Genomic DNA, 24,215 nt, shown 5'->3' with positions numbered 1-24,215 from the left:
TTGACGTTGCCATGCGCCTTTCTGTCCTGGATCTCGTTCCCGTGCGCACCGATCAGAGCACCTCGGATGCGCTGGCGGCCACCACACGCCTCGCACAGACCGCCGACCGGTTGGGTTTTACGCGCTACTGGATCGCCGAACACCACAACATGCCCGCGGTGGCGGCCACCAGCCCGCCGGTGCTGATCGCGCATCTGGCCGCGCAGACCGCCCAGCTGCGGTTCGGTTCGGGCGGGGTGATGCTGCCCAACCACGCGCCGCTGGCCGTGGCCGAGCAGTTCGCGTTGCTCGAAGCCGCCCATCCCGGACGCATCGACCTCGGCATCGGCCGGGCGCCCGGCTCGGACCCGGTCACTTCGATGGCGCTGCGCGGCGCCGCGGGCCGTGACGACACGGACATCGAACGCTTCCCGCAGTACCTCGACGATGTGGTCGCACTGATGGGCGCACAGGGCGTGCGGGTGTCGTTGCCGCGCAACCTGATGCGGGAGAACTACATCCTCAGGGCCACCCCCGCCGCGGCCAGTGAGCCCCGGCTGTGGCTGCTGGGCTCGTCGATGTACTCGGCGCACCTCGCGGCGGCCAAGGGCCTGCCGTACGTGTTCGCCCATCACTTCTCCGGTCAGGGCACCGCGGAGGCATTGGCCACCTACCGGGCGGAGTTCCGGCCCAGCGACCTGGCGCCCGAACCGGTGACGTTCCTGACCGTCAACGCCGTGGTTGCCGACACCCACGCCGAGGCGGTCGCGCTGTCGCAGCCCAACCTGCAGATGATGGCCAAGCTGCGCACCGGTAGGCCGCTGACCGCCCTCGACCTGGTCGAGGACGCCGAGCAGCAGCCGCTGTCGGCCCAGGAACGCGCGATCGTCGAATCGGCATTCGGCCGGTCCGTCGTCGGCTCACCCGCGGAGGCCGCCGAGCAGGTTCGCGCGCTGGCCGCCGAATTCGACGTCGACGAGGTGATGGTGAACCCGGTCGCCTCCGCCCGCCGCGGCACCGACCCCGCCACCGCGCCGGGTCGCGAGACCACGCTCGAACTGCTCGCCAAAGAGCTGTTCTAGGGCGTCAGCACCACGACGGGAATCGGTCGGCTGGTCCGTTTCTGGTAGCCGATGTAGCGGTTCGCGTTGCCCTTCATGTCGTTGACGATCCGCCACAACCGGTCGAAATCCGGATCGCCGGGGAACACCGCGCGCGCCGTCACCGCGAACCGCTTGGGCCCGGCGTTGATCTCGGCCCGCGGATCGGCCTTGAGGTTGTGGAACCAGCCCGGTGCGCGGGAGTCGCCGCCGTTGGACGCCACCACCAGGTAGTCGGCGCCGTCGCGGGCATAGGACAGCGCGTTGGTGCGCGCCTTCCCGGTCTTGGCGCCCACCGTGTGCAGCAGCAGGCAGGGCGGCCCGAACGGGATGTGATGTCCGATGCGGCCGCCTGTCTTCCGGTAGACGGTGTCGTGCACGCGCAGCAGGCGCAGGCCGACCTGTTCGGCGGGGGAGAGGTGGCTCATGTCCCCAGTGTGTCAGGGTCGCGAGCGGGTCAGCCCATCCCGGCGATCTGAGCCACGGTCAGTGCCGCGGTCAACTGCAGCAGATCGCGGGGCCGGGTCAGCCGCAGGCCGGTGAGGTCCTCGAGGCGGCGGATGCGCTGCTGCACGGTGTTGGGGTGCAGGTGCAGCAGGGCCGCGGTGCGTCGCCGGTCCAGGTCCTGGTCGAGCAGCGCGCGTGCGGTGCGCAGCAGTTCGGTGCCCCGCTGGCGGTCGTAGTCCAGCGCGGGCCCGAGCGCGGCCCGGGCGAAGGCCCGCAGCCGTTCGGGATCGTCGAGCTGCAGCAGCAGATGGTCGATCGCCATGTCCTGCAGATCGATCACCGACGAGGTGGCGCCCGGGACGGCGAGGTCGAGCGCGCCGCGCAGCGTGCGGAACGTCGCGGGCAGGTCGGCGACGGCGCCGGCCGCCGCCACGGCCGCGACCGCCCGTTCGACCAGGGCCGCGCCGGTCAGCGAGTCCACCAGCCGCGCCGCCAGATGCCGCGCCGCACCGGCGCCGTCGCCGGTGGGCGAGACCAGGACCAGGTCACCGCGGTGCACCGCGACCAGCGGCCGCGGCGCCAGCCGCGAGACGAGGCGGTCGGTCGCCGCGAGCAGCCGCTCCGTCGCGGGACCGCCACTGCCCGAGCCGAATCCGCGCACCGCCAGCAGCGCTTGCGGCCCGGACAGATCCCAACCGAGGCGGCGGGCCCGGTCGAGCAGGTCGGCCAGATCGTCGCCGTCGGCGGACAGCAGATCGGCCACCAGCGACCCGCGCAGCCGCTGCTCGACCTGGGCGGCGGTGCGGGAGCGCAGCAGTTCCAGGGCGGTGACCACGGCGGCATGCTCGACCGCCCGGACGTCGAGCCCGCTCAGCGATCCGCGGGGTGCGCGCACGTGCACGCGCGCCACGACGTCGCCGTCGAGCACCACGCCGGCCACGGTCGCGAACTCGCCGGACACCACCTCGCCCGCGGCCAGGTCGTCATCGATCCCGACGTGTCCGGCCGCGCTCTCCGCATCCGTGACGACGGCGTCGTCCCAGGCCGTCGCCGCCAGCCGCTCGCCGTAGACGTCCTCGATCAGCACCGCCCGGTTCAGGAGCTCGGACAGCGCGGCCGCGACGCCGGCGACCCCTTCCCCGCGCAGCGCCGTCGCGGTCAGCAGCGCGTGCACCTCCTCGGCGCGGCGCAGCTCGCGGATGGTGTCCTGTTCCCGCGCGCGCAGCTGCGCGGTGCCCAGGGCGATCGCCACCTGGCTGGCCAGCGTGGTGACCAGGCTGATCTCGGCCGCGTCGAAGCGGTGCGGCCCGGCCCGGTAACCGTTGATCGCACCGACCACCGCCCCGGCCCGGCGCAGCGGCACCGAGATCAGCGCCCGGTAGCCCTGTTCGTGGGCGACCCCGCCCCAGGCGAAGCCCGGCTGGAGCTCGATGTCGGACAGCACCACCACCTCGCCGGTGCGGAACGCGATGCTGGTCGGCGCCTCGTCGGCCCCGCGGACGTCGAGCAGGATCGGCCGGGTGGCATTCACCTGGGCGACGTAGTCGGGGGACAGCCCGTGCGACCCGACGATGCTCAGCGACCGCCCGTCGGTGTCCGGTAGGAAGACGGCGCAGAAGTCGTAGTCGAGCAGGGTGCACGCGGTCCGCGCGACCCGGTCGAGCAGGTCGGCCACCGGTTCGTCACCGCCGACGGCAGCGCCGATGTCGGCGAGCGCGTCGAGCCACCGCTCAAGCGGCGGCGGTGTATTCACGGACATGTGCGCGAGCATAGATGTGTGTTCGCAGACATTGTGGCGACTCGGTCACACCGCGCATCGTGATGGCGTGACGGTGAGCGCCGTCACATGCGGACGGTCAGCAAGGAGGTTTCCGTTGCGCACATCAGACGGTCCCGGGCGGACGGCCCGGTGCCTGCGGTCGGCGGTCGCGGTGGCCGCCGCCGTCGCGGTGGCGGCGAGCACGGCGTGCTCGGCGGGCCTGGGCGGACCCGCGTCGTCACGGGCCGCCCAGAACGGCGAAATCCGCTTCACCTTCGCCCCGGACCCCATCTGGGACCACATGAACGAGACCGGCCTGGTCGAGGCGTGGGAGGCCGACACCGGCTACACCATCGAGACCAGCGCCACGTGGGACGAATTCGGGCTGTTCGCCGGCGGGCACGCCGACATCATCTCCACGGCCTCGTTCGAGGTGCCGTATCTGGAGGAGCAGACGCAGCGCGAGACCGTGGTCATCGGGCGCTACAACGCCGAGCGCAGCCGGATGCTGGTACGCGCCGACGACCCCGCGCAGTCGCTGCAAGACCTGCGGGGCAAGCGCATCGGCGTGTTCACCACGGTCTCCGGCACGCTGGTGTGGAGCGCGCTGGTCAAGCAGATGCACGATCTGGACCTGGTGGACGAACACGGCGGCGACAGCGACTTCCAGATCGTGGTCGCCGACATCCAGAACCTGTCGAACCTGTTGGCGCGCGGTGAGATCGACGCGTGCATCTGCTATCCGGACCTGTCGGCGCGGGAACTGCGCGACGGTGCGGTGCGCCCGCTGTACGACGGCAAGTCCTCGGCCGACCTGTTCGCCGACCTCAACGCACCCGGCCACGACGGCCCGATGGGCAACGTGTTCGTGGCCCGCGAGGACTGGGTGCAGGGCCACCCCGACGAGGTGTCGGCGTTCCTCGACCTGTGGGACCGCGGGCTCGCCGAATGGCGGGCGCACCGCGACGAGATGATCGAGCGCTATCCCCAGCACTTCGCCGTCGCCACGCCGGAAGACGTCGAATTCATGAAACAGTATGTCGCCGAACATGACTGGGTGGTCGACGAAGTCCGCTTCGACCAGAAGTGGGCCGATGACGAAAGCTCGATCTTCGACCTGATGCGCACCACCGGGATCATCGGCGACGACGTCGCGGATCCGCAGTTCCTGCCGACCGAAGGAGTCCAGCAGTGACCCAGACCATCGCGCCGCCCGATCGGCGCCAGGAGGCCGGCGGCCCGGCCCCGCGCCCGCGGTGGCGCCGCCGCAGCGGCCGCACCGCGGGACCCCGACGGTGGCTGGTCTCGGGCCTCGCGCTCGTCGCCGCGGTCGGCGCGTGGGCCGCGGTCGCGGCGTGGGTGAACGACCCCATCCTGCCCAAACCGACGGCGGTGTTCGACCAGGTCGTCGCGATCACCGTCTCCGGCGAGGCGGTCACCAACTTCGCCTCCAGCATCGGCAAGATCGCCGCCGGCTTCGCCATCGCGATGGTGGCCGGTCTGGTCATCGGGTTCGCCATGGGCCGGTCCCGGTTCATGACGAGCTACTTCTCGCTGCCGCTGTTCGTGCTGGGCAACATGCCGGGGTTGACGTACGCGGTGTTCGGCCTGCTGATCTTCGGGGTCGGCGCCGGCGGCCCGATCGTGGTGTCGGCGCTGGTGGCGTGCCCGTTCATCGCGATCAACGTCGCCGAGGGGGTGCGCTCGGTCGACGGCAGCCTGTTGGCGATGTGCCGCGCGTTCGAACGCAACCGGCGCGACGTGCTGCGCCACCTGTACCTGCCCGCGCTGGCGACGTTCGTGTTCGCCGGCGTGCGCTACGGCTTCGCGATGGCGTGGAAGGTCGAGGCGCTCACCGAGGTGTTCGGCGCCAGCGACGGCGTCGGTTTCATGATCCGCAAGGCCTACCAGGAATTCCAGGTGGCCGACATGCTCGCCTGGACAGCGCTGTTCATCATCACGATGATCCTGATCGAGCGCGGCCTGGCCCACACCGAAGCCCGATTCTTCGCATGGCGGAAGGACCTCGCATGACCACCACCGTCCCGGCCGGGCTGCCGTCCTGGCAGCGCCACCTCAGAGCGCAGGGCTCCTCGGCGGTCGCCGTCGCCGCCGCGGTGCTGAGCATCCTGGCGGTCTGGCAGCTCGCGGTCGTCGTGGGCAACCGGGTGCCGTCGCCGGCGCAGACCGTGGACCGCCTGGCGTCCGAGGCGGCGATCGGCGAGCTGTGGCACAACCTGGCGCTGTCGATGAACCGCTTCCTGTTCGGCCTGGCGCTGGCGCTGGTGGTGGGCACCGCGATCGGGGTGCTGATGGGCCTGTCGAAGCTGGCGGATCTGGCGTTCTCCGACCTCAACGCCGCGGCGCTGGCCATCCCGGCGGTCATCTGGGCGCTGCTGACCACCATGTGGTTCGGCTTCGGCTGGCTGACCCCGGTGGTGACGGTGTTCCTGTCCGGGCTGCCGTTCGTGATCGTCAACATCGCCAAGGCCACCCGCGCGGTCCCGGCCGACCTGGTGCTGATGGCCCGCTCGTTCGGAGTGCCGCGCATCCAGGTGCTGCGCCAGATCGTGGCGCCGGCCGTCGCCGGATCCACCGTCGCCGCCGTACGTTTCGCGATCATGAGCGCCTGGAACGGCCTGCTGCTCGCCGAATGGTTCGGCGCCACCTCGGGCGTCGGCTGGCGGTCCCGGTATTGGTATGACGCCAATCAGCTCGACGGCTTCTTCGCCTGGGTGCTGGTGTTCATCCTGCTGCTCGTCGTCGCCGACCTGCTGCTGCTCGGACCGATCGAGCGTTACGTCACCCGCTGGCGCTCGGCCTGACCACCCCCCATCACGAGAAAGAGACACCCATGGCTTCCATCGAAATCCGGGATCTGGTCAAGGATTTCCACGACCGGCACGGTAACCGCACCCGCGTCATCGACGGCATCGACCTGACCATCTCCGGCGAGACGTTCGTCTCCGTCGTCGGCCCGTCGGGCAGCGGGAAGACCACGCTGCTCAACATCGTCTCCGGCATCGAGACCCACAGCGGGGGCTCGGTGCGGCTGCGGTCGGACGGGCACGACGCGCGGGTCGGCTACGTCTTCCAGGATCCGCGGCTGCTGCCGTGGCGCACCGTGATGGCCAATCTCGGCTTCGTCCAACACGAACGGCCCGGCTGGCAGGACCGCGCGCGGCACTACCTCGACCTGGTCGGACTGAGCCACTGCGCCGACCGGTACCCGTCCCAGCTGTCCGGCGGCCAGCAGCAGCGCATCGGCATCGCCCGCGCGTTCGCCGTCGAACCCGACGTGCTGCTGATGGACGAACCGTTCTCCCACCTCGACGCGATGACCTCGCGCACGCTGCGCGAACACCTCGAGCGGATCTGGCTGGAGTCGCGGCGCACGGTCATGTTCGTCACCCACGACGTCACCGAAGCGGTCCAGCTGTCCGACCGCATCGTCGTGCTCGAACCGGGTGGCCGGGTACACGAGATCATCGACGTCGACCTGCCGCGCCCCCGCAAGGCCTCCGACCCGGCGGTGGCCGTGCTGCAGGCCGAGGTGCTGGCCCGCTTCGAGGCCCTGGAGGCCCTGTCGCAGAAGAGTGAGGTCACGGTATGACCGCCGACATCCGGCCCGGCGCGATCGACGTCCACGCGCACTGGCTGCCCGAGGACCTGTTCGGGCTGCCGCCCGGTTCGCCGCTGCCCGCGTTGCACGGCCGCGACGGCCAGCTGCACCTCGGCGAACTCCCGCTGTCGATCGCCACTGAGGCGATGAGCGACCCGGCCCGGGTGCTCGCCGACACCGACGCCGCCGGGCTGGGCTGCCGCGTGCTGTCCGCGCCGCCGTTCGCGTTCCCGGTCGGCGACGACCCGGCCGACCGGGCCGGAATCGACGACTACGTCGGCCGGTTCAACGACGCGCTGACCCGGATCTGCCGCGACAGCAACGGCTGGCTGCTCGGGCTCGGGCTGGTGTCGCTGCACGATCCCGACGCCGCCCGCAAACAGATGGACGCGCTGCGTGCCACCGAGGTGGTGCGCGGGATCGCGGTGCCCCCGCTGCTGGGCACCGCCTCGTTCGACCGCGGGCCGATGCGCGAGGTGCTGGCGTTCGCCGCAGAACAGGATCTGGCGGTCATCGTGCATCCGATGCAGTTGCCGCGGCCGGAGTGGTCGTCGTACTACCTGGCGAACCTGATCGGCAACACCGTCGAAACCGCCACGGCTGCAGCGTCACTCGTCCTCGGCGGGGTGCTCGAACAGCTGCCGGCGCTGCGGGTCGTGCTGTTGCACGGCGGCGGGTGCGCCCCCGCCCTGCTGGGGCGCTGGCAGCACGGCTGGCAGCAGCGCGCCGATGTCCGGACCGCGGGAACCCGTTCGCCACGCGAGGGTTTCAGCGCGCTGTGGTTCGACACGCTGACCCATGACGGGCCCGCGCTCGAGCTGCTGCGCGCCCACGCCGATCCGGCACACCTGATGTGCGGCAGCGACTATCCGTTCGACATGGGCGTGACACGCCCGCTCGACCTGCCGCACGCCGCGGGCCTGACCGACGACGAGCTCGAACGCAACGCCCGCCGGTTTCTGGGGTTGCCGGGGCGCTGACGGCCTCAGGCGTCGAGTTCGGCCAGCGCCTCGCGCAGCAGGCGGCCGGACTCCTCGCGGTCGGGGTCGCGCCGCAGCACCATGTTCTTGGCGAACGACAGCTTGTCCCCGGACCGGCGGGGCAGCACGTGCAGGTGGATGTGGAAGACGGTCTGGAAGGCCGCCTTCCCGTCGTTGATCACGATGTTGTTGCCGTCGGCGTGCAGCCCGGACCGCCGCGCCGCCCGGGCGATGCGCTGGCCGATGCGGGCCAGCTCGCCGATCGTCTCGGGCGGCGTGTCGGTCAGGTCGGTGCTGTGGCGCTTGGGAATCACCAGCGTGTGGCCGCGCGCGAACGGCCGGATGTCGAGGATGCCGAGGTGGTCGTCGTCCTCGTAGACGCGGATCGCGGGTGCCGTACCGGCGACGATGTCGCAGAACACACAGGCCATCGGTTCACGGTAGCGGTGCGCGGTCAGACGTTCTCCGACGCCCACGCGGCCAGCCGCCGGTCCCGCTCCTCGGCGGACACCTCCTCGACGCGGGTCATCACCGCCCACCGCTGGCCGAACGGGTCGACGATCGAACCGAACCGGTCGCCGGTGACGAAGGTCCGCACCGGCTCGCGCACCGTCGCGCCCGTCGCCTCGGCCCGCGCGACGACGTCGTCGGCGTCGGGGCAGTACAGCACCATCGAATGGGTGACCGATTCGCCGCGGGGCGGCGCCTCGAGGCCGTACTGCGGGTTCGGGTCCGACAGCTGCAGCCGGCCGTGGCCGAAGTCGAGTTCGGCGTGGGCGACCGTGCCGTCGGATGCGGCCATCCGCTCGACGACCTCGGCGCCGAAGACGCTCGTATAGAACTCGATCGCGGCGGCCGCGCCGTCGACGACGAGGAACGGGGTCAGACTGGTGTAGCCCGGCGGGATCGGGAAAATGCTCATGGCTTTCGAGCTTTGTAGCCTGACCGCGATGGACGCTTGGAAAAACCCGCCAACCACGCCGGTGCGCGGCGTGGTGGGCCGCGCCACCAGCGGGTCGGCGTTCGATCTGCAGCGGTGGGCACCCTCGCAGGCCACCGCGGAGTTCGTCGACCACTTCTGGTCGGTGACGTGGGATCTGCGGGGCGGCGCGCCGGTCGACACCACCGTGATCACGTTCCCCGTCATGCATTTGACCCACGAGTGGGGCGGCGACTCGGAACGCCACGGTCACCGGTTGCCCGCGACGCTGATCCACGGCGTGGTGGAGCGCGTGTTCGGTGTGACGATCCGCGACCGCGGCGCGGTGGTGGGCGCCCGGTTCCGGCCCGGCGGGTTCGCGGCCCGGTTCGACCGCGACGCCGCGCGCCACACCGGCACCGTCGTCGCGGCCGACCCCGATCTGTTCCCCGCCCCGCTGCGGCTCCCCGAGGACGTGGCGGCGGCGAGCGCCGCCCTGGACGCGGCCATCGCCGCCACAGCGCCGCCGGTGGACCCGACCTACCGGAGCGTGACCGAACTGGTCGACCGGATCCGCGACGACGACCGCCTGCAGCGCGTCGACCAGGTGGTGGCCGCGGCGCCGTGGAGCGAACGCACCACCCAGCGCGTCTTCCGCCGCTACGTCGGGGTTCCGGTGAAGTGGGTGCTGTGCCGTTTCCGCCTGCAGCAGGCTGCACTCGAGATCGAGAGCCGCCCGGCGGTCGATCTCGCCGACCTGGCCACCCGACTCGGGTGGTACGACCAGGCGCATTTCAGCAACGACTTCCGCGCGATGCTGGGCTGCACCCCCGGCGAATATGCCTCCAGGCACGGCGCCTGACCGGATACGCTGCGGCGGGTGGACATCTCCGGCCTGCCCTTCGCCGGCGCCGCCGAACAGGCGCGACGGCTCGCGGCGGGAACCGTCACCGCGCCGGCACTGCTGCAGCGGTACCTCGACCGCATCGCGCGACTCGATCCCGAATTGCGGTCCTACCGGGTTCTCGACGGCACCGCAGGCGACCAGGCCGCCGCGGCGCAGGCCCGCCTCGACGCCGGGGAGCGGTTGCCGCTGCTCGGTGTGCCGGTCGCGATCAAGGACGACGTCGACGTCGCCGGCGAGCTCACCACCTACGGCAGCGCGGCGCACGGTCCGGCCGCGACCGCGGACGCCGAGGTGGTGGCCCGCCTGCGCGCCGCCGGGGCGGTGATCGTCGGCAAGACCGCGGTGCCGGAACTGATGGTGTGGCCGTTCACCGAGACCATCACCTACGGCGCCACCCACAACCCGTGGAACACCGCCTACACACCGGGCGGCAGCAGCGGCGGCAGCGCGGCCGCGGTGGCGGCGGGGCTGACGGCGATGGCGCTGGGCTCCGACGGAGCCGGGTCGATCCGCATCCCGTCGACGTGGTGCGGGGTGTTCGGGTTGAAGCCGCAGCGCGACCGGGTTCCGTTGACCCCGCACGACGACGCCTGGTGCGGAATGAGCGTCAACGGGCCGATCACGCGGACCGTGGAGGATGCGGCACTGTTCCTGGACGTGACGTCGACGCCGCCGGGGCCGACGGGCGGGTTCGTCACCGCGGCCACCCGCGACCCGGGCCGGCTGCGGGTGGCGTTGAGTGTGAAGGTGCCGCCGACGCTGACGGCCCGGGTGGGCCGCGCGCAACGGGCCGCGGTGCACGAGGCGGGCGCGTTCCTGCGCGACCTCGGGCACGAGGTGATCCACCGCGACCCGGACTATCCGGTGTGGGCGGTGTACGGGCACGCGTTGCCGCGGATGCTGCGCGGCATCCACGACCACGCGCGGACGCTGCCGCACCCCGGCCGGCTGGAGGCCAGGACGCGCGAAATGGTGCGGATCGGCGGGTTGATCTCCGACCGCCGCATGGCCCGCATCCGCGCCGCCGAGCCCGCGCTCACCGACCGCATCACCGGCATCTTCGACGACGTCGACGTGGTCATCACGCCGGGCACGGCGGCCGGGCCGTCGCGCATCGGGGCCTACCGGCGCCGCGGCGGGGTGTCGACGCTGGCGCTGGTGGCGGCGCGGGTGCCGTTCCAGCTGCTGTTCAATGCGACGGGTCAGCCGGCCGCCGTCGTGCCGTGGGGCTTCGACGGCGCCGGCCTGCCGACGTCGGTGCAGCTGGTCGGCAGGCCGTTCGACGAGGCGACGCTGTTGTCGCTGAGCGGGCAGATCGAGCGGCTCCGGCCGTGGTCGCAGCGCCGCCCGCCGGTCAGCTGAGGCCGGCGGCTAGTCGATCTGCAGCGCCGCCCGCCACGCCGCCAGCTTGAGCTCGTAGCGCATGGTCTGCGCGGGGCTCGTCGAGGGCAGCCGCTCGTAGGTCAGACCGAACGTGTCCGCGACCAGCCGACGGAAGTTCCGCTCGGCGGCCGCCCCGTTGAACAGCACTCGCCGGATCGTCGGGTGCCGGCCGAAGAAGCCGTGGAAGTCGTTGGCCACCATGCTGTCCGGCACCACCGCGGAGTCCAGGCTGCCGGCCCGCCTGCAGGACTTCAGCACATCCCACACCGCGACGCCGTGCGCCGTCACCGCGGCGGTGCGCTGCTCGTAGGGGTCGTCCGCGGCGAACCCGTACAGCTCACCGGCGATGCGCCAGAACGCGTTGCGCGGATTGCCGTAGTACTGGTGTCGGGCCAGCGCCAGCACACTCGGTGCGTTGCCCAGCACCAGCAGCCGCGGCGCCGGTCCGACGATCGGCGGAAATCCGTGCAGCAGGGGAGCGGTGGTCATCACCGACCATGATGCCGACTCCTGGGCGGTACGTTTCACGCGTGGCCGATGATTCCCCTCTGCTCGACGGGCTGTCGGGCGACGCGCGCGCCGAACGCGCCGAACTGATCGACTGGTTGCAGCAGCGCGGTGTCACCGAAGCCGAGATCGGTGAGGCGTTCGCGCCGATGCTGCTGGCGTCGCGGCGCCTGGTCGGCGACGACGGGGTGTACGTGTCGGCGCGCGAGATCAGCGAGAAGCACGGCGTGGACCTCGAATTGCTGCAGCGGGTGCAGCGCGCGATGGGGCTCTCCCGCGTCGACGACCCGGATGCGGCGGTGCATCTGCGCGCCGACGCCGAGGCCGCCGCGCACGCCCAGCGCTTCGTCGACTTCGGGCTCGAGGCCGATCAGGTCGTCCAGGTGGTGCGCGTGCTGTCCGAGGGGCTGGCCAAGGCCGCGGAGGTGATGCGCTACACCGCGCTGGCCGCCGTGCTGAGACCCGGCGCGACCGAATTGCAGATGGCCCAGGGCTCCGAGGCCCTGGTCCGCGACATCGCGCCGCTGCTGGGGCCGATGATCACCGACATGCTGCTGCTGCAGCTGAGGCACGCGATGGACACCGAGGCCGTCACCGCCACCGAACGTGCGCAGGGCGTGCCGCTGCCGGGCGCCCGCGAGGTGTCGATCCTGTTCGCCGATCTGGTCGGCTTCACCCGGCTGGGCGAGGCGGTGGCCCCCGAGGATCTCGAGCAGCTCGCCCGCCGCCTCGGCGACCTCGCCCGCGAGCTCGCGGTGGCGCCGGTGCGTTTCGTCAAGACGATCGGTGACGCGGTGATGCTGGTGAGCACCGATGCGGCGGCGCTGCTCGAGGTGGCGCTGGCCCTGGTCGACGCCACCGACACCGACGACGACTTCCCGAGCCTGCGGGTGGGGGTGGCCGGCGGGCTGGCCGTGAGCCGCGCAGGCGACTGGTTCGGCAGCCCGGTCAACCTCGCCAGCCGCGTCACCGCGGCCGCCCGGCCGGGGTCCGTGCTGGTCGCCGCCGCGGTCCGGGAGGCGGTCGGCGACGACGAGCGCTTCACGTGGTCGTTCGCCGGCGCCCGTCACCTCAAGGGCATCAAGGGCGACACCAAACTGTTCCGCGCCCGCCGTGCCGCGGACTGATCAACGCGACGGGGTGAACCGGCGCAGCCGCAGGCTGTTGGTGACCACGAACACCGAGCTGAACGCCATGGCGGCACCGGCGATCAACGGGTTGAGCAGTCCGGTCGCCGCCAGCGGCAGCGCCGCCACGTTGTAGGCGAACGCCCAGAACAGGTTGCCCTTGACGGTGCCCAGCGTCGCGCGCGAGAGCCGGATCGCGTCCGGGACGGCGCGCAGGTCGCCGGTGACCAGCGTGAGGTCGGCGGCCTCGATCGCGACGTCGGTGCCCGTACCCATGGCCAGCCCCAGATCGGCCTGGGCGAGCGCGGCCGCATCGTTGACCCCGTCGCCGACCATCGCGACGACCTTGCCCTCGGCCTGCAGTTCGCGCACCACGCCGACCTTGTCGGCGGGCAGCACCTCGGCGATCACCCGCTCGATGCCGACCTGCTCGGCGACGGCCTGCGCCGCCCGCCGGTTGTCCCCGGTGAGCAGCACCGGCGTCAGGCCGAGGCCGCGCAGCTCCGCGACGGCGCCGGCGGCGCTGTCCTTGACCGCGTCGGCGACGACGATCACCCCGCGCAGCTTCCCGTCGGCGGCGAACCACACCGGCGTCTGACCGCGCGACTCGGCCTCCTCGGCCGCCACCCGCAGAGGCTCGGGCACGCTCACCGCGAGGGTTTGGGTCAGCCAGCTCAGCCGGCCGGCCGCCACCGCACGGCCCGCCACGGTGCCGCTCACCCCGCGGCCGCCGTGGTTGGCGAAGTCCTCGACTGCGGGCAGTTCGTGGCGGTCGGCGGCGTGCGCGGCGATCGCCGCGGCGATGGGGTGCTCGGAGGCGTTCTCCAGCGCACCGGCGAGCGCGATCATCTCGTCGTCGCCGGCCGGGTGCACGGCCACCACGGACATCGCCCCGGTGGTCACGGTGCCGGTCTTGTCCAGCACGACGGTGTCCACCCGGCGCGTCGACTCCAGGATCTGCGGACCCTTGATCAGGATGCCCAGCTGCGCGCCGCGGCCGGTGCCGACCAGCAGCGCGGTCGGCGTGGCCAGTCCGAGCGCACACGGGCAGGCGATGATCAACACGGCCACCGCGGCGGTGAACGCCGTGCTCACCGCACCGCCGGACAGCAGCCAGCCCGCCAGCGTCGCCAGCGCCAGCCCGATCACCACGGGCACGAACACCGCGGAGACCCGGTCGGCGAGCCGCTGCACGTCGGCCTTGCCGCTCTGTGCCTCGGTGACCAGCCGGGCCATCTGCGCCAGCTGCGTGTCCGACCCGATCCGGGTGGCGCGCACGGTGAGCCGGCCGCCGACGTTGACGGTGGCGCCGACGACGTCGTCGCCCGGTGCCTTCTCGACGGGCACGGACTCACCCGTGAGCATCGAGGCGTCGACGGCCGAGGAGCCCGAGACGACCACGCCGTCGGTGGCGATCTTCTCGCCGGGCCGCACCACGAACTCGTCACCGACGGCGAGTTGTGCGATGGGGATCCGCCGCTCCTGCGTACCGCGAAGCACCGCGACGTCCTTGGCGCCCATGTCGAGCAGCGCGCGCAGCGCCGCGCCGGAACGCCGTTTGGCGCGGGCCTCGAAGTAGCGGCCGGTGATGATGAAGGTGGTCACCGCCGCGGCCACCTCGAGGTAGAGGTGCGGTTCGGCGGTGCCCGACGGCAGCAGGTCGAACGACATGGTCATGCCGGGCATGCCGGCGTGGGTGAAGAACAGTGCCCACAGCGACCACAGGTACGCGGCGGTGACGCCGACCGAGATCAGCGTGTCCATGGTGGCCGCGCCGTGGCGCAGATTGGTCAGCGCGGCGCGGTGGAACGGCCACGCGCCCCACACCACGACGGGCGAGGCCAGGGTCAGCGTGAGCCACTGCCAGTTGTCGAACTGCAGCGCCGGGACCATCGACAGCAGCACCACCGGCACCGTCAGGGCGGCCGAGATGCCCAGCCGCCGACGCCACTGCGCCGCCTCGTCGTCCTCGGCGGGTGCGTCGTCGGACGGCGGTTCTGCGGTGGGCAGGGTGGCCGTGTAGCCGGTGGCCTCGACGACTGCGACCAGATCCTCGGGCCGGACGGTGTCCGGATAGTCGACCGTTGCCTGTTCGGTGGCGAAGTTCACCGCGGCCGACACCCCGTCGATCCGGTTGAGCTTCTTCTCGATCCGTGCGGCGCACGACGCGCACGTCATACCGCCGACCGAGAGGGTGACCGAACTCATGCCGCGCGGACGTCGTATCCGCAGTCTTCGATGGCCTCGACGACGTCGGCTTTCTCGGCCTCGCCGGCCACCGAGACGGCGCCCCTGGACAGGTCGACCGTGACACCGGTGACGCCGGGCAGCGTCTCGACCGCCGCGGTGATGCTGGTGACGCAGTGTTGGCAACTCATACCGTCGACGTTCAGAACCATGCTCATGCCGACAGCTTATACCCATAGGGGGTATGGGTAAACCGACCCCGCGTGCCCTACGGGTGGGCGGCGAAGCCCGCCGCCAGACGCTTCTTGTCCACCTTCTCCCCGGCCAGCGTCGGCAGCGGTTGGTCGGTGATGTGCCAGCGGGTCGGAACGGCGAACGACGACACCACGCCTGCGAGGTGGCGGCGCAGGTCGTCGACGGACGGCGCGTGCGCGCCGCGGTAGACCACCACCGCAGCCAGCTCCTCGCCGAGATCGGCGTGCGGCACGCCGAGCGCGGCCGCGTCCGCCACGGCCGGGTGGGTGGCCAGCGCTGCCTCGACGTGCGGGCACGCGATGTTCTCACCACCGCGGATCACGATGTCCTTGCTGCGGCCGTCGATGTACAGGTAGCCGTCGTCGTCGACGTGGCCGAGGTCGCCGGTGTGCAGCCAGCCGTCGGCGTCGACGGTGTCGTCGGCCCGCAGGCCGGCGTATCCGAGCATCACCGCGGGCGAGCGGGCCAGCACCTCGCCGACCCCGTCGGCGTCCGGCCGGTCGATGCGCAGTTCCACCACCGGATAGGGGCGGCCGACGGTGCCCGGCCGGGCAGCCAGGTCCCGGCCGTCGGCGACGGTGAGGAAGCCGCCGGCCTCGGTCATCCCCCAGGTGTTGGACAGCCCGCGCTCCCGCAGTCCGGGCAGCGCGGTGCGGATGCGGTCGAGCAGCTCGGTGCGCACCGGCGCGCCGCCCAGCGGCCACGAGCGCAGGCTGCTCAGATCGTAGGTGCCGAAGTCAGGATGCTCGAGCACGCGAATCGCCATGGTGGGCACCGCACCCCACACCTGCACGCGTTCGCGTTCGACCAGCGCCATCACCTCGGCGGCGTCGAACCGGCCCTGGGTGAGCACGATCCGGCCGCCGGTCAGGAAATGCGTGAGCAGGCTGGACAATCCGCCGATGTGGAACATCGGCGTGCTCGCCAGGCTGACCGCCTGCGGGGACCCGGCGTCGAGTCGCTGGGGCAGCCGGCCGTTGCGCACCAGGATGTTCTGCTGGTTGGCGATCACCGAGCGGCGCGACAGCTCAACGGCTTTCGGCATTCCCGAGCTGCCGGAGGTGAACAGCACGAGTGCCACCTCGTCGACGCCGGCCTCGGCCGCGGCAGGCGCGGTGTCCGGGTCCGGGTGCTCCAGGGCGGCGGCCAGCCCGGCCAGCGGGCTCGCCGGGGTCGCGGTGTCCAGCGGGGTGTCGGTGAGGACGTGGCGGACGCCGAGAAGTTCGAGCGCGTGGGCGATCTCCGCGCCGCCCCACCACCGGTTGCCCAGCACCGGGACGGCGCCGTGCAGCCACAGCGCCCACACGGCCAGGACCCACTCCGGGCTGTTGTAGCCGAACACCAGCACGCGGTCGCCCGCTCCGATGCCCAGGTCCGCCAGGTGCTCGCGGGCCGGGCCGAGCGCACCCCGGAAGCCGGCGTAGGTGATCTGGCGGGCGCCGTGCACCAGGAAGACGCGGTCAGTCCAGCACCGGGTGCCCTCGATCAGCTCCGCGACCGTGGTGGGGCCGTCGCGGTAGAGCAGACCCGGATGCCCGGCGTAGGTGCCGACCACGGTGGCGGTGTCCCAGTCGACGGCCATGATCGCTACTGCGCCGGGATCTGCACGCCCTCGGACGGCTGCACGATCACGAAGCCCTGCCCGGAGAACGCCACCTGCATGGCTTCCCCGGAGCCGCGGCCGATCAGCGCGCCGGCCTTGAAGCTGGTCCGCAGCTGGGTCTGCAGGTTGGCCGACCAGGCGACGACGGCGTTGGTGTCGGCGAAGGTCGGCGCCTCGGCGGCGTTGAGCACGACGGGCGGGCCGTCGGTGGTCAGTGCCACCCAGCCGGTGCCGCGCAGCGTCGTGTTGAACAGGCCGCCGGTGGCCATGCTGCCGCCGCGCACCCGCTCGATGTTCCAGTCCAGCCCGGCCGAGAACGCCAGCACGTTCTTCCCGCTGATCGACAGCCCGCCGTTGGACAGGTTCAGCAGGTGCACGTCGTAGTTGCGTTCGGCGAGGAACACATCGCCCTGGCCCTGGCACCGCATCAGCGGAAGGCCTTCCCCGGTCAGCGCCTTCTTGATGAACTTCGACGCGCCGCCGCCCTCGAACGCGAAGTCGACGTTGCCCTGGTAGGCGACCATCGAGCCCTGGCGCGCCATGAACGGTTCGCCCAACCGGACCCGCAGCATCTTGATGTTCTGGTTCGCGACCGCAGCCGCTTCCTTCTCGCTGAAGCGGCCGTCGACCAGGTCGCCGGAGATGCCGGCGAAGCCGTCGCCGGCGGCTGCGGGCGCGGGCGACGGTGCGCCCACCGCCTGCGGCGCCCCCGCCGGGGGACCGCTCAGCGGGGCGGTGACCACCTGGCCCCGGTCGGACACCTGGTCGGTCCAGGTCTGGCCGTCCCACCAGCGGTAGTCGTAGCGGCCTTCCGGGTCGGGCAGCCATTGACCGGTCACGCGTACTCCTCTCGTCGGGTGCATCGGCGCAGTGCGGCACTGCTGCGCTCGACCCTAGGCGACCCCGATACCCGGCACGGCGGCCCACGGATGGCGGCGTCGTTCGCGGTCGGTGAACACCCACCACAAGCGCTGCAACGGTGTAATCATGTAATCATGAAGGCACATCATCGTCGCGGCCGCGGACGTTCCGGCGGCTGGCAGCAAGCACAGCAGCCCGATGCGGGCGACGCCGGCGACTGGTTCGCCGGCCGGATCCCCGACGGCTGGTTCAGCGGTGACCCCACCGTGGTGGTCGACCGCGAGGAGATCACCGTGATCGGCCGGCTCGCCGATTCCGGTGAGCAGGACAGCGAGGCCCGCGCGTCGGGCCGCGCCGCCCGATTCCGGGAGCAGACCCGGCCCGAGCGAATGCAGATCGCCGACGAGGCCGAGGCCCGCTACGGCCGCAAGGTGTCGTGGGGTGTAGAGGTCGGTGACGCCGAGCATGCCGAGCGAATCCTGTTCACCCACATCGCGGTTCCGGTGATGACCCGGCTGCGGCAGTCGGAGCGGCAGGTCCTCGACACGCTGGTCGACGCCGGTGTGGCCCGGTCGCGGTCGGATGCGCTGGCCTGGTCGGTGCGCCTGGTCGGCGAGCACGCCGACGAGTGGCTGGCCAAGTTGCGCGAGGCGATGTCCACCGTCGACGAGCTGCGCGCCGAGGGCCCGCAGCTCTAACCGGACCCGCACACCTTCTCGATCCCGACGTGGACACCGCCCAGCGTGGAGGTCTGCGACAGCGGGTCCAGGGAGTCGCCGTCGGCGAGCAGGTTGCGGTTGACGCCGTAGGACTGCGGTGCGCCGCCGCCGCGCGGATCGAAGATCCGCGACCCCCACCCGTGGTCGACGATCACCTGGCCCGGTCGCGGGCGGTCGCTCACCGCGGCAGGCAGTTCCACCGCACCGACGGGGGAGAACACCCGCACCCGGTCGCCGTCGGCGATGTCCAGCGCCGCCGCGTCGTCGGGGTGGATCACCACCTCACTGCGCTTACCCGCCGGATGCAGCGCGGGCAGGTCGTTGAGCCAGGAGTTCATCGAGTGCCGGTGGCGCCGGTTACCGAGCTCGAACGGGTAACCCGGGGGCGCTGACGGCGGCCCGGCGGCGAGCAGTTCGCGCGCCCGCGCGACGAACTCCGGCGGCGCGACGTGCACCTTGCCGTCCGGGGTGCGCAACGCCGCGCGGAAGTGCCCGTACTCGCGCGGCCCCAGCACCAGCCCGTGCGGATGCGCGACGACGTCCCGCCAGCGCAGCTTGCGGCCGTTGACCTTTCGCGACGTCGCGACCACGATCCGGTTGATCCACTGCGGTCCGAACGCCAGGGCGGGACGGCCGCAGACCGCGGCCACCCGGCGGGTGGCGCGCACGAACGCATTCAGCCCGCGCACCCCGAACAGCGGCCGGCGCATCGCCAGCGCGAGGTCGGTGAAAATCTGCCACTCCTCGCGCACCCCGGCGGGCGGGTCCACCGCCCGCCGGCCGAGTTGGACGAACGGCTCGTCGTGCATGCTGCTGGTGAACGCCAGCAGGTCGTCGCGCTCCAACCAGTGCGCGGCGGGCAGCAGCCAGTGCGCGTGCCGGTGGCTCTCCCGCTGCACCAGGTCGATCACCACCAGCAGATCCAGCGTGGCCAGCGCGCGGTCCAGCTTGGCCCCGTCCGGTCCGGACACCACCGGATTGCCGCAGTTGATGACCAGCGCCTTGATCTGACCGGGGCCGGGGGTGGTGATCTCGTCGGGCAATTCGGCCAGCGCGTGCGCGCCGGTGACCATGGGGCGCCCGGCCACCCGGCTGGTGTGCGGGGTGCCCTTGGCGAGCTCGGCCAGGCGCAGCGCGTCGACGTAGCCGCGTTCGAAGCGCCGTCCGCCCGGCCGGTCCATGCGCCCGGTGATCACGTTGAGCACCTGACCGAGCCATTCGGCCACGGTGCCCGCGGCGTGCAGCGACACCCCGGTGCGGGTCACCACCATCGCGCCGCGCGCGCCGGCGAAGTCGCGCGCCTCGGCCTCGAGCACCGCGCGGTCGATGCCGCAGCGCGCGGCCAGATCGTCGAGGTCGGCCGCGGCCACCAGCGCGCGCAGGGTATCGACGCCGACCGCCAGGTCCGCGCAGTCCTGCCGGTGCTCGAGTCCCTCGTCGAGCACCACCTTCACCAGCGCCAGCAGCAGCGCCCAGTCCTGACCGGGGCGCACGGCCAGGTGCAGGTCGGCCTTCTCGGCGCTCTCGGTCCGCACCGGGTCGACGACGACCATCCTGGCGCCCGCCTTCTGCCGGGCCAGCGCGCGCCGCCACCCGCCGGGTACCGTCTCCAGCCAATTCCAGGCGCTCACCGCGGGATTCGTCCCGATCAGCAGGAAGTGATCGCAGTGGTCGATGTCGGAGACCGGCGCCATGAGCATCGACCCGTACATCGCCTCGGCCACCACGTGCATGGCGTTCTGGTCGACCGACCCCACGGCGTACCGGTTGTGGGTGCCGACCGCGTCGAGCCAGGCGTTCATGAACATCACGTTCGAACCGGAGAAGCCGCTGGGGTTGCCGTAGTAGCTGGCGACCGCGTCGGGTCCGTCGGCGGCGATCGCGGCGGTCATCCGGGCCGCGATGTCGCTGATCGCCTCCTCCCAGGTGGCCTCCACGTAGCGGTCGCCAATTCGCCGCATCGGGGTGCGGATCCGGCGGGGGTGCTCGACCAGCTGGGCGGCGGTGCGGCCCTTGGCGCAGAAGTCGTGCCAGCTGTGCGGGTTCTGCCGGTCGGCGGAGATCTTGCGAACGCGGTTGTCCTCGACGGTCACCTCCACCCCGCACGATGCCAGGCAGTACCGGCAGAACGTGTGCACGGTGGTGCTCGCCATAGCGGGCATCCTGCCCGACCCGGTCGCGTGCGCGGGGCGGATTGCCAACCAGCGACGTGCTTAAACCTGTGTCATGGACCAGTATTCGCCGCGACGGGCGACGAGTTCGGTGTGCGTGCCGCGTTCGACGATCCGCCCGTTCTCCATGACGAGGATCAGGTCGGCGTCGCGGATCGTCGACAGGCGGTGGGCGATGATGAAACTCGTCCGGTCCCTGCGCAGTTCGGCCAGCGCCTGCTGGATCAGCAGTTCGGTGCGGGTGTCCACCGAGCTGGTCGCCTCGTCGAGCACCAGCAGCCTGGGCTGCGCCAGCACCGCCCGCGCGATCGTGATCAGCTGCTTCTCCCCGGCGCTGATCGCGCCGCCGTCGTCGCTGACCCGGGTCTGGTAGCCGTCGGGCAGCATGTGCACGAACCGGTCGACGTAGGCCGCCCGCGCCGCGGCGACGACCTCGTCCTCACCCGCGTCCGGCCGGCCGTAGGCGATGTTGTCGTAAATCGTGCCGGCGAACAGCCAGGTGTCCTGCAGCACCATGCCGATCCGCGACCGCAGCTCGTGCCGGGCGACGGTGGCGATGTCCACACCGTCGAGCAGGATGCGGCCCGAGTCGACGTCGTAGAACCGCATCAGCAGGTTGACCAGCGTGGTCTTACCCGCCCCGGTCGGGCCGACGATGGCGACCGTGGAGCCGGGTTCGGCGACCAGCGACAGGTCCTCGATCACCGGGGTGCCGGGCAGGTAGCCGAAGCTGACGCGGTCGAACTCCACCCGACCCCGCGGCAGGGGCAGCACGGTGTCGCGGTCGGGCGGCTGCTCGTCGGCGTCGAGCAGCTCGAACACCCGCTCGGCGCTGGCGATCCCGGACTGCAGCGTGTTGTACATGCCGGCGACCTGGGTGAGCGGCTGGTTGAACTGCCGCACGTACTGGATGAAGGCCTGGATGCTGCCCAGCGTGATCTGCCCGGTGGCGACCTGCAGTCCGCCGATCACCGCCACCGCGACATAGGAGAGGTTGCCGATGAACATCGTCGCCGGCGCCACCAGGCCCGAGAAGAACTGGGCGCCGAACGCCGACTGGTACACGTCGTCGTTGAGTTCGCGGAACTTCTCCTGGGCGGCCGCGCGGTGGCCGAAGGTCTTGACGATCGTGAACCCGCTGTAGGTCTCCTCGATGTGGGCGTTGAGCCGGCCGGTGTTGCGCCACTGAGCGACGAACATCCGCTGGGAGCGCCGGGTGATCCAGCGGGTCACCAGCAGCGACAGGGGCAGCGCCAGTACCGTGATCAACGCCAGCAGCGGCGAGATCGTCAGCATCATGACCAGCACCGCCACGAGAGTGAGCAGGGAGGTGAGCAATTGGCTGATGGTGAGGGTCAGTGAGGTCTGGATGTTGTCCACGTCGTTGGTGACGCGGCTGAGCACCTCACCGCGCTGGCGGGTGTCGAAGTAGGACAGCGGCAGCCGGTGCACCTTGGCCTGCACGTCGGCGCGCAGCGTCACCATCGTGCGCTGCACGGTCACGTTGAGCAGCCGGGCCTGCAGCCAGACCAGCAGTGCGGCAACCACATAGAGGCCGAGCGCGAGGAGCAGGGTGCGGGCGACGGCGCCGAAGTCGATACCCTGACCCGGCACCACCGCCATCCCGGACAGCAGGTCGGCAAACGTGTCGTCGCCCCGCGCCCGGGCCGCCTCGATCGCCTGCTCCTTGGTCAGCCCGGCGGGCAGCTGCCGCCCGATCACCCCGTTGAACAGCAGATCGGTCGCATGGCCCAGGATGCGCGGCCCGATCACCCCGAGCGCGATGCCGGCCACGCCGAGCGCGATCACCAGCGCCGTCAGCCCCCGCTGCGGCGTCAGCCGCTTCACCAGGCGCAGCGCCGAGCCGCGGAAGTCGCGGGTGCGTTCGGCCGGCGCCTGCGGCAGCCCGCGCAGCGGCCGGCCCATCGGCCCGGTCACGGCCGGTCCCCGGCGTCGGCGCCGACCGACTGGGAATCGGCGAATTCGGCGTAGGTGGGGCAGTCCATCAGCAGGGAGTCGTGCGTGCCGATGCCGACCACCCGGCCGTCGTCGACGACGACCACCTGGTCGGCCTCGGCGACGGTGGAGAGCCGCTGCGAGACCACGATCACGGTGGCCTCGGCCGACACGTCGCGCAGCGCGGCGCGCACCCGGGCGTCGGTGTGCACGTCGAGTGCGGAGAACGCGTCGTCGAATAGGTACACCGCGGGTCTGCGGATGACCGCGCGGGCGATCGCGAGCCGCTGGCGCTGTCCGCCGGAGACGTTCATCCCGCCCTGCGCGATCGGCATCCCCAGGCCGTCGGGGTGCGCGCGCACGAAATCCTCGGCCGCCGCGACCCGCAGTGCGGCCCACATCTCCTCGTCGGTCGCGTCCGGCTTCCCGTATCTGAGATTGTCGGCGACCGTGCCGGAGAACAGGTATCCGCGCTGCGGCACCAGCCCGATCGCCGCCCACAGCCGTTCGATGTCGTAGTCGCGGACGTCGACGCCGTCGATGTGCACCGCACCGGAGGTGACGTCGTAGAGCCGGCAGATCAGCGCGACCAACGTGGACTTCCCCGATCCGGTGGAGCCCACGACCGCGGTGGTGGTGCCGGCCCGCGCGTTGAGGGTGACGTCGGCGAGCACCGGCCGGTCCGCCCCGGGGTAGCAGAACGTCGCGGCCTGCAGCCGGATCTCGCCGCGGACCGTGTCGGGGCGCACGGCGTCGGGCGGGGTGGCGATGCCGGACTGCGTCGTGAGCACCTCGGTGATGCGTTCGGCGCAGACCGCGGCACGCGGGATGATGATCAGCATGAACGTGGCCATCAACACGGCCATCAGGATCTGCATGAAATAGCTCAGGAACGCGATCAGCGAGCCGACCTGCATCCGCCCCTCGTCGATGCGCTGGCCGCCGAACCAGATCAGCGCGACGCTGGAGACGTTGATGACCAGCGTGGTGACCGGGAGCATGAGCGCCTGCCAGCGGCCCGCCTCCAGCGCGGTGTCCGACAGCGCCTGATTCGCCTCGGCGAAGCGCCGGCGTTCGAACGGCTCCCGGGCGAACGCGCGGATCACCCGGATGCCGGAGAGCTGGTCGCGCAGCACCCGGTTGATGTTGTCGATGAGCTGCTGCATGCGGCGGAAGATCGGCAGCAGGTGCGAGACGATCCAGTAGTTCGCCACCGCCAGCACCGGAACGCTGATCAGCAGCAGCCACGACAGCCCCGCATCCTGGTGCAGCGCCATCGCGATACCGCCGACCGACATGATCGGCGCGGTGATGAGCATCGTGCAGGTCAGCTGCACCAGCAGCTGGATCTGGCCGACGTCGTTGGTGGTGCGGGTGAGCAGCGACGGCGCGCCGAACCGCGCGGTCTCCTCGGCCGAGAACCCGGTCACCCGGTCGAAGATCGCCGCGCGCAGATCGCGGCCGAAGCCCATGCCCGCGCGGGACCCGAAGTACACCGCCGCCACCGCGCACACCACCTGCAGCGCGGTGACCCCGAGCATCACCAGGCCCAGCCGGACGATGGCGTCGGTGTCGCCGACCGCCACCCCCTCGTCGATGATCGCGGCGTTGACCGTCGGCAGGTACAGCGAGGCGAGCGTGCTGACCACCTGCAGGCCGGCGACCACCGAGAGCAGCCCGCGGTACGGCGTCACATACCGCCGCAACAGGGCCCACAGCATCCCGCTACTGTG

22 protein-coding genes are annotated in these 24,215 nt (G+C 71.7%); 10 read left to right on the top strand and 12 right to left on the bottom strand.

Annotation, left to right across the window (positions count from 1 at the left end; all coding sequences use genetic code 11):
- Positions 1-11 precede the first annotated feature (11 nt).
- The gene (locus E4P42_RS15295; RefSeq protein WP_135126920.1) at positions 12-1,061 is read left to right on the top strand and encodes an LLM class flavin-dependent oxidoreductase; all 1,050 of its coding nucleotides are present in this window, start codon (positions 12-14) and stop codon (positions 1,059-1,061) included.
- Here the strand turns inward: E4P42_RS15295 and E4P42_RS15290 are convergent.
- Both E4P42_RS15290 and E4P42_RS15285 read right to left on the bottom strand, forming a co-directional pair.
- Positions 1,058-1,507, bottom strand: a complete 450-nt coding sequence (locus E4P42_RS15290) for a nitroreductase family deazaflavin-dependent oxidoreductase (RefSeq protein WP_135126919.1) — start codon at positions 1,505-1,507, stop codon at positions 1,058-1,060. The genes E4P42_RS15295 and E4P42_RS15290 overlap by 4 nt on opposite strands.
- 29 nt (positions 1,508-1,536) lie before the next feature.
- The gene (locus E4P42_RS15285; protein ID WP_167759495.1) at positions 1,537-3,285 is read right to left on the bottom strand and encodes a GAF domain-containing protein; all 1,749 of its coding nucleotides are present in this window, start codon (positions 3,283-3,285) and stop codon (positions 1,537-1,539) included.
- A 115-nt stretch (positions 3,286-3,400) separates the two neighbouring features.
- Between E4P42_RS15285 and E4P42_RS15280 the strand changes: the two genes are divergently transcribed.
- From E4P42_RS15280 to E4P42_RS15260, 5 genes are read left to right on the top strand one after another with little or no spacing between them, the layout of a single operon-like run.
- The gene (locus E4P42_RS15280) at positions 3,401-4,480 is read left to right on the top strand and encodes an ABC transporter substrate-binding protein (protein ID WP_245234038.1); all 1,080 of its coding nucleotides are present in this window, start codon (positions 3,401-3,403) and stop codon (positions 4,478-4,480) included.
- On the top strand, positions 4,477-5,319 hold the full coding sequence (locus E4P42_RS15275; protein WP_245234037.1) for an ABC transporter permease: 843 nt from the start codon (positions 4,477-4,479) through the stop codon (positions 5,317-5,319). The genes E4P42_RS15280 and E4P42_RS15275 overlap by 4 nt, the downstream gene beginning before the upstream one ends.
- Positions 5,316-6,110 carry an ABC transporter permease gene (locus E4P42_RS15270; protein WP_135126917.1) on the top strand — a complete coding sequence of 265 codons (795 nt, stop codon included), beginning with the start codon at positions 5,316-5,318 and terminating at the stop codon, positions 6,108-6,110. The genes E4P42_RS15275 and E4P42_RS15270 overlap by 4 nt, the downstream gene beginning before the upstream one ends.
- A 29-nt stretch (positions 6,111-6,139) precedes the next feature.
- Positions 6,140-6,898: an ABC transporter ATP-binding protein gene (locus tag E4P42_RS15265; RefSeq protein WP_135126916.1), complete on the top strand. Its 759-nt coding sequence runs from the start codon at positions 6,140-6,142 to the stop codon at positions 6,896-6,898.
- Positions 6,895-7,887, top strand: coding sequence for an amidohydrolase family protein (locus tag E4P42_RS15260; RefSeq protein ID WP_135126915.1), 993 nt, complete (start codon positions 6,895-6,897; stop codon positions 7,885-7,887). The genes E4P42_RS15265 and E4P42_RS15260 overlap by 4 nt, the downstream gene beginning before the upstream one ends.
- 5 nt (positions 7,888-7,892) lie before the next feature.
- Here E4P42_RS15260 and E4P42_RS15255 read toward each other — a convergent pair whose 3' ends face one another.
- Together E4P42_RS15255 and E4P42_RS15250 are read right to left on the bottom strand one after the other, a co-directional pair.
- Positions 7,893-8,318, bottom strand: a complete 426-nt coding sequence (locus E4P42_RS15255; RefSeq protein ID WP_135126914.1) for an HIT family protein — start codon at positions 8,316-8,318, stop codon at positions 7,893-7,895.
- 23 nt (positions 8,319-8,341) lie between these two features.
- Positions 8,342-8,809, bottom strand: coding sequence for a glyoxalase/bleomycin resistance/extradiol dioxygenase family protein (locus E4P42_RS15250; protein ID WP_135126913.1), 468 nt, complete (start codon positions 8,807-8,809; stop codon positions 8,342-8,344).
- 28 nt (positions 8,810-8,837) lie between these two features.
- Between E4P42_RS15250 and E4P42_RS15245 the strand changes: the two genes are divergently transcribed.
- Complete coding sequence (locus E4P42_RS15245) at positions 8,838-9,668, top strand: helix-turn-helix domain-containing protein (RefSeq protein ID WP_135126912.1); 831 nt, start codon at positions 8,838-8,840, stop codon at positions 9,666-9,668.
- Positions 9,669-9,692: 24 nt separating this feature from the next.
- Entirely contained in the window at positions 9,693-11,075 is a 1,383-nt protein-coding gene (locus E4P42_RS15240) for an amidase (RefSeq protein ID WP_209305786.1), read from the top strand.
- Positions 11,076-11,084: 9 nt separating this feature from the next.
- On the opposite strand, the gene E4P42_RS15235 is transcribed toward E4P42_RS15240, so the two are convergent.
- On the bottom strand, positions 11,085-11,585 hold the full coding sequence (locus E4P42_RS15235; RefSeq protein ID WP_135126910.1) for a DNA-deoxyinosine glycosylase: 501 nt from the start codon (positions 11,583-11,585) through the stop codon (positions 11,085-11,087).
- Between the two features lie 11 nt (positions 11,586-11,596).
- Between E4P42_RS15235 and E4P42_RS15230 the strand changes: the two genes are divergently transcribed.
- Positions 11,597-12,730, top strand: coding sequence for an adenylate/guanylate cyclase domain-containing protein (locus tag E4P42_RS15230; protein WP_135126909.1), 1,134 nt, complete (start codon positions 11,597-11,599; stop codon positions 12,728-12,730).
- On the opposite strand, the gene E4P42_RS15225 is transcribed toward E4P42_RS15230, so the two are convergent.
- From E4P42_RS15225 to E4P42_RS15210, 4 genes are read right to left on the bottom strand one after another with little or no spacing between them, the layout of a single operon-like run.
- The gene (locus E4P42_RS15225; protein ID WP_135126908.1) at positions 12,731-14,938 is read right to left on the bottom strand and encodes a cation-translocating P-type ATPase; all 2,208 of its coding nucleotides are present in this window, start codon (positions 14,936-14,938) and stop codon (positions 12,731-12,733) included. It abuts the gene before it with no gap.
- On the bottom strand, positions 14,935-15,135 hold the full coding sequence (locus E4P42_RS15220) for a heavy-metal-associated domain-containing protein (RefSeq protein ID WP_135126907.1): 201 nt from the start codon (positions 15,133-15,135) through the stop codon (positions 14,935-14,937). Before E4P42_RS15220 ends, E4P42_RS15225 begins: the two co-directional genes overlap by 4 nt.
- 50 nt (positions 15,136-15,185) lie before the next feature.
- Positions 15,186-16,754 (bottom strand): class I adenylate-forming enzyme family protein, encoded by a 1,569-nt coding sequence (locus E4P42_RS15215; protein ID WP_135126906.1) that lies wholly within the window; start codon positions 16,752-16,754, stop codon positions 15,186-15,188.
- A 5-nt stretch (positions 16,755-16,759) separates the two neighbouring features.
- On the bottom strand, positions 16,760-17,614 hold the full coding sequence (locus E4P42_RS15210) for an AIM24 family protein (RefSeq protein WP_135126905.1): 855 nt from the start codon (positions 17,612-17,614) through the stop codon (positions 16,760-16,762).
- Between the two features lie 156 nt (positions 17,615-17,770).
- On the opposite strand from E4P42_RS15210, the gene E4P42_RS15205 reads away from it, so the two are divergent.
- Positions 17,771-18,334, top strand: coding sequence for a hypothetical protein (locus tag E4P42_RS15205; RefSeq protein WP_209305785.1), 564 nt, complete (start codon positions 17,771-17,773; stop codon positions 18,332-18,334).
- On the opposite strand, the gene E4P42_RS15200 is transcribed toward E4P42_RS15205, so the two are convergent.
- Genes E4P42_RS15200 through E4P42_RS15190 form a run of 3 tightly spaced genes read right to left on the bottom strand, consistent with a single transcriptional unit; the run spans position 18,331 to position 24,203 of the window.
- Positions 18,331-20,508 (bottom strand): molybdopterin-dependent oxidoreductase, encoded by a 2,178-nt coding sequence (locus E4P42_RS15200; protein ID WP_135126904.1) that lies wholly within the window; start codon positions 20,506-20,508, stop codon positions 18,331-18,333. The two genes, E4P42_RS15205 and E4P42_RS15200, sit on opposite strands and share 4 nt — an antisense overlap.
- A gap of 60 nt (positions 20,509-20,568) precedes the next feature.
- Positions 20,569-22,452, bottom strand: coding sequence for an ABC transporter ATP-binding protein (locus tag E4P42_RS15195; protein WP_135126955.1), 1,884 nt, complete (start codon positions 22,450-22,452; stop codon positions 20,569-20,571).
- An 8-nt stretch (positions 22,453-22,460) separates the two neighbouring features.
- A complete protein-coding gene (locus tag E4P42_RS15190) occupies positions 22,461-24,203 on the bottom strand; it encodes an ABC transporter ATP-binding protein (protein ID WP_135126903.1) in 1,743 nt (580 codons plus the stop codon).
- Between the last annotated feature and the right edge of the window lie 12 nt (positions 24,204-24,215).

This window comes from Mycobacterium sp. PS03-16, from assembly GCF_004570325.1.
Taxonomy (GTDB): domain Bacteria; phylum Actinomycetota; class Actinomycetes; order Mycobacteriales; family Mycobacteriaceae; genus Mycobacterium.
This window is presented reverse-complemented; position numbering and strand designations above follow the sequence as displayed.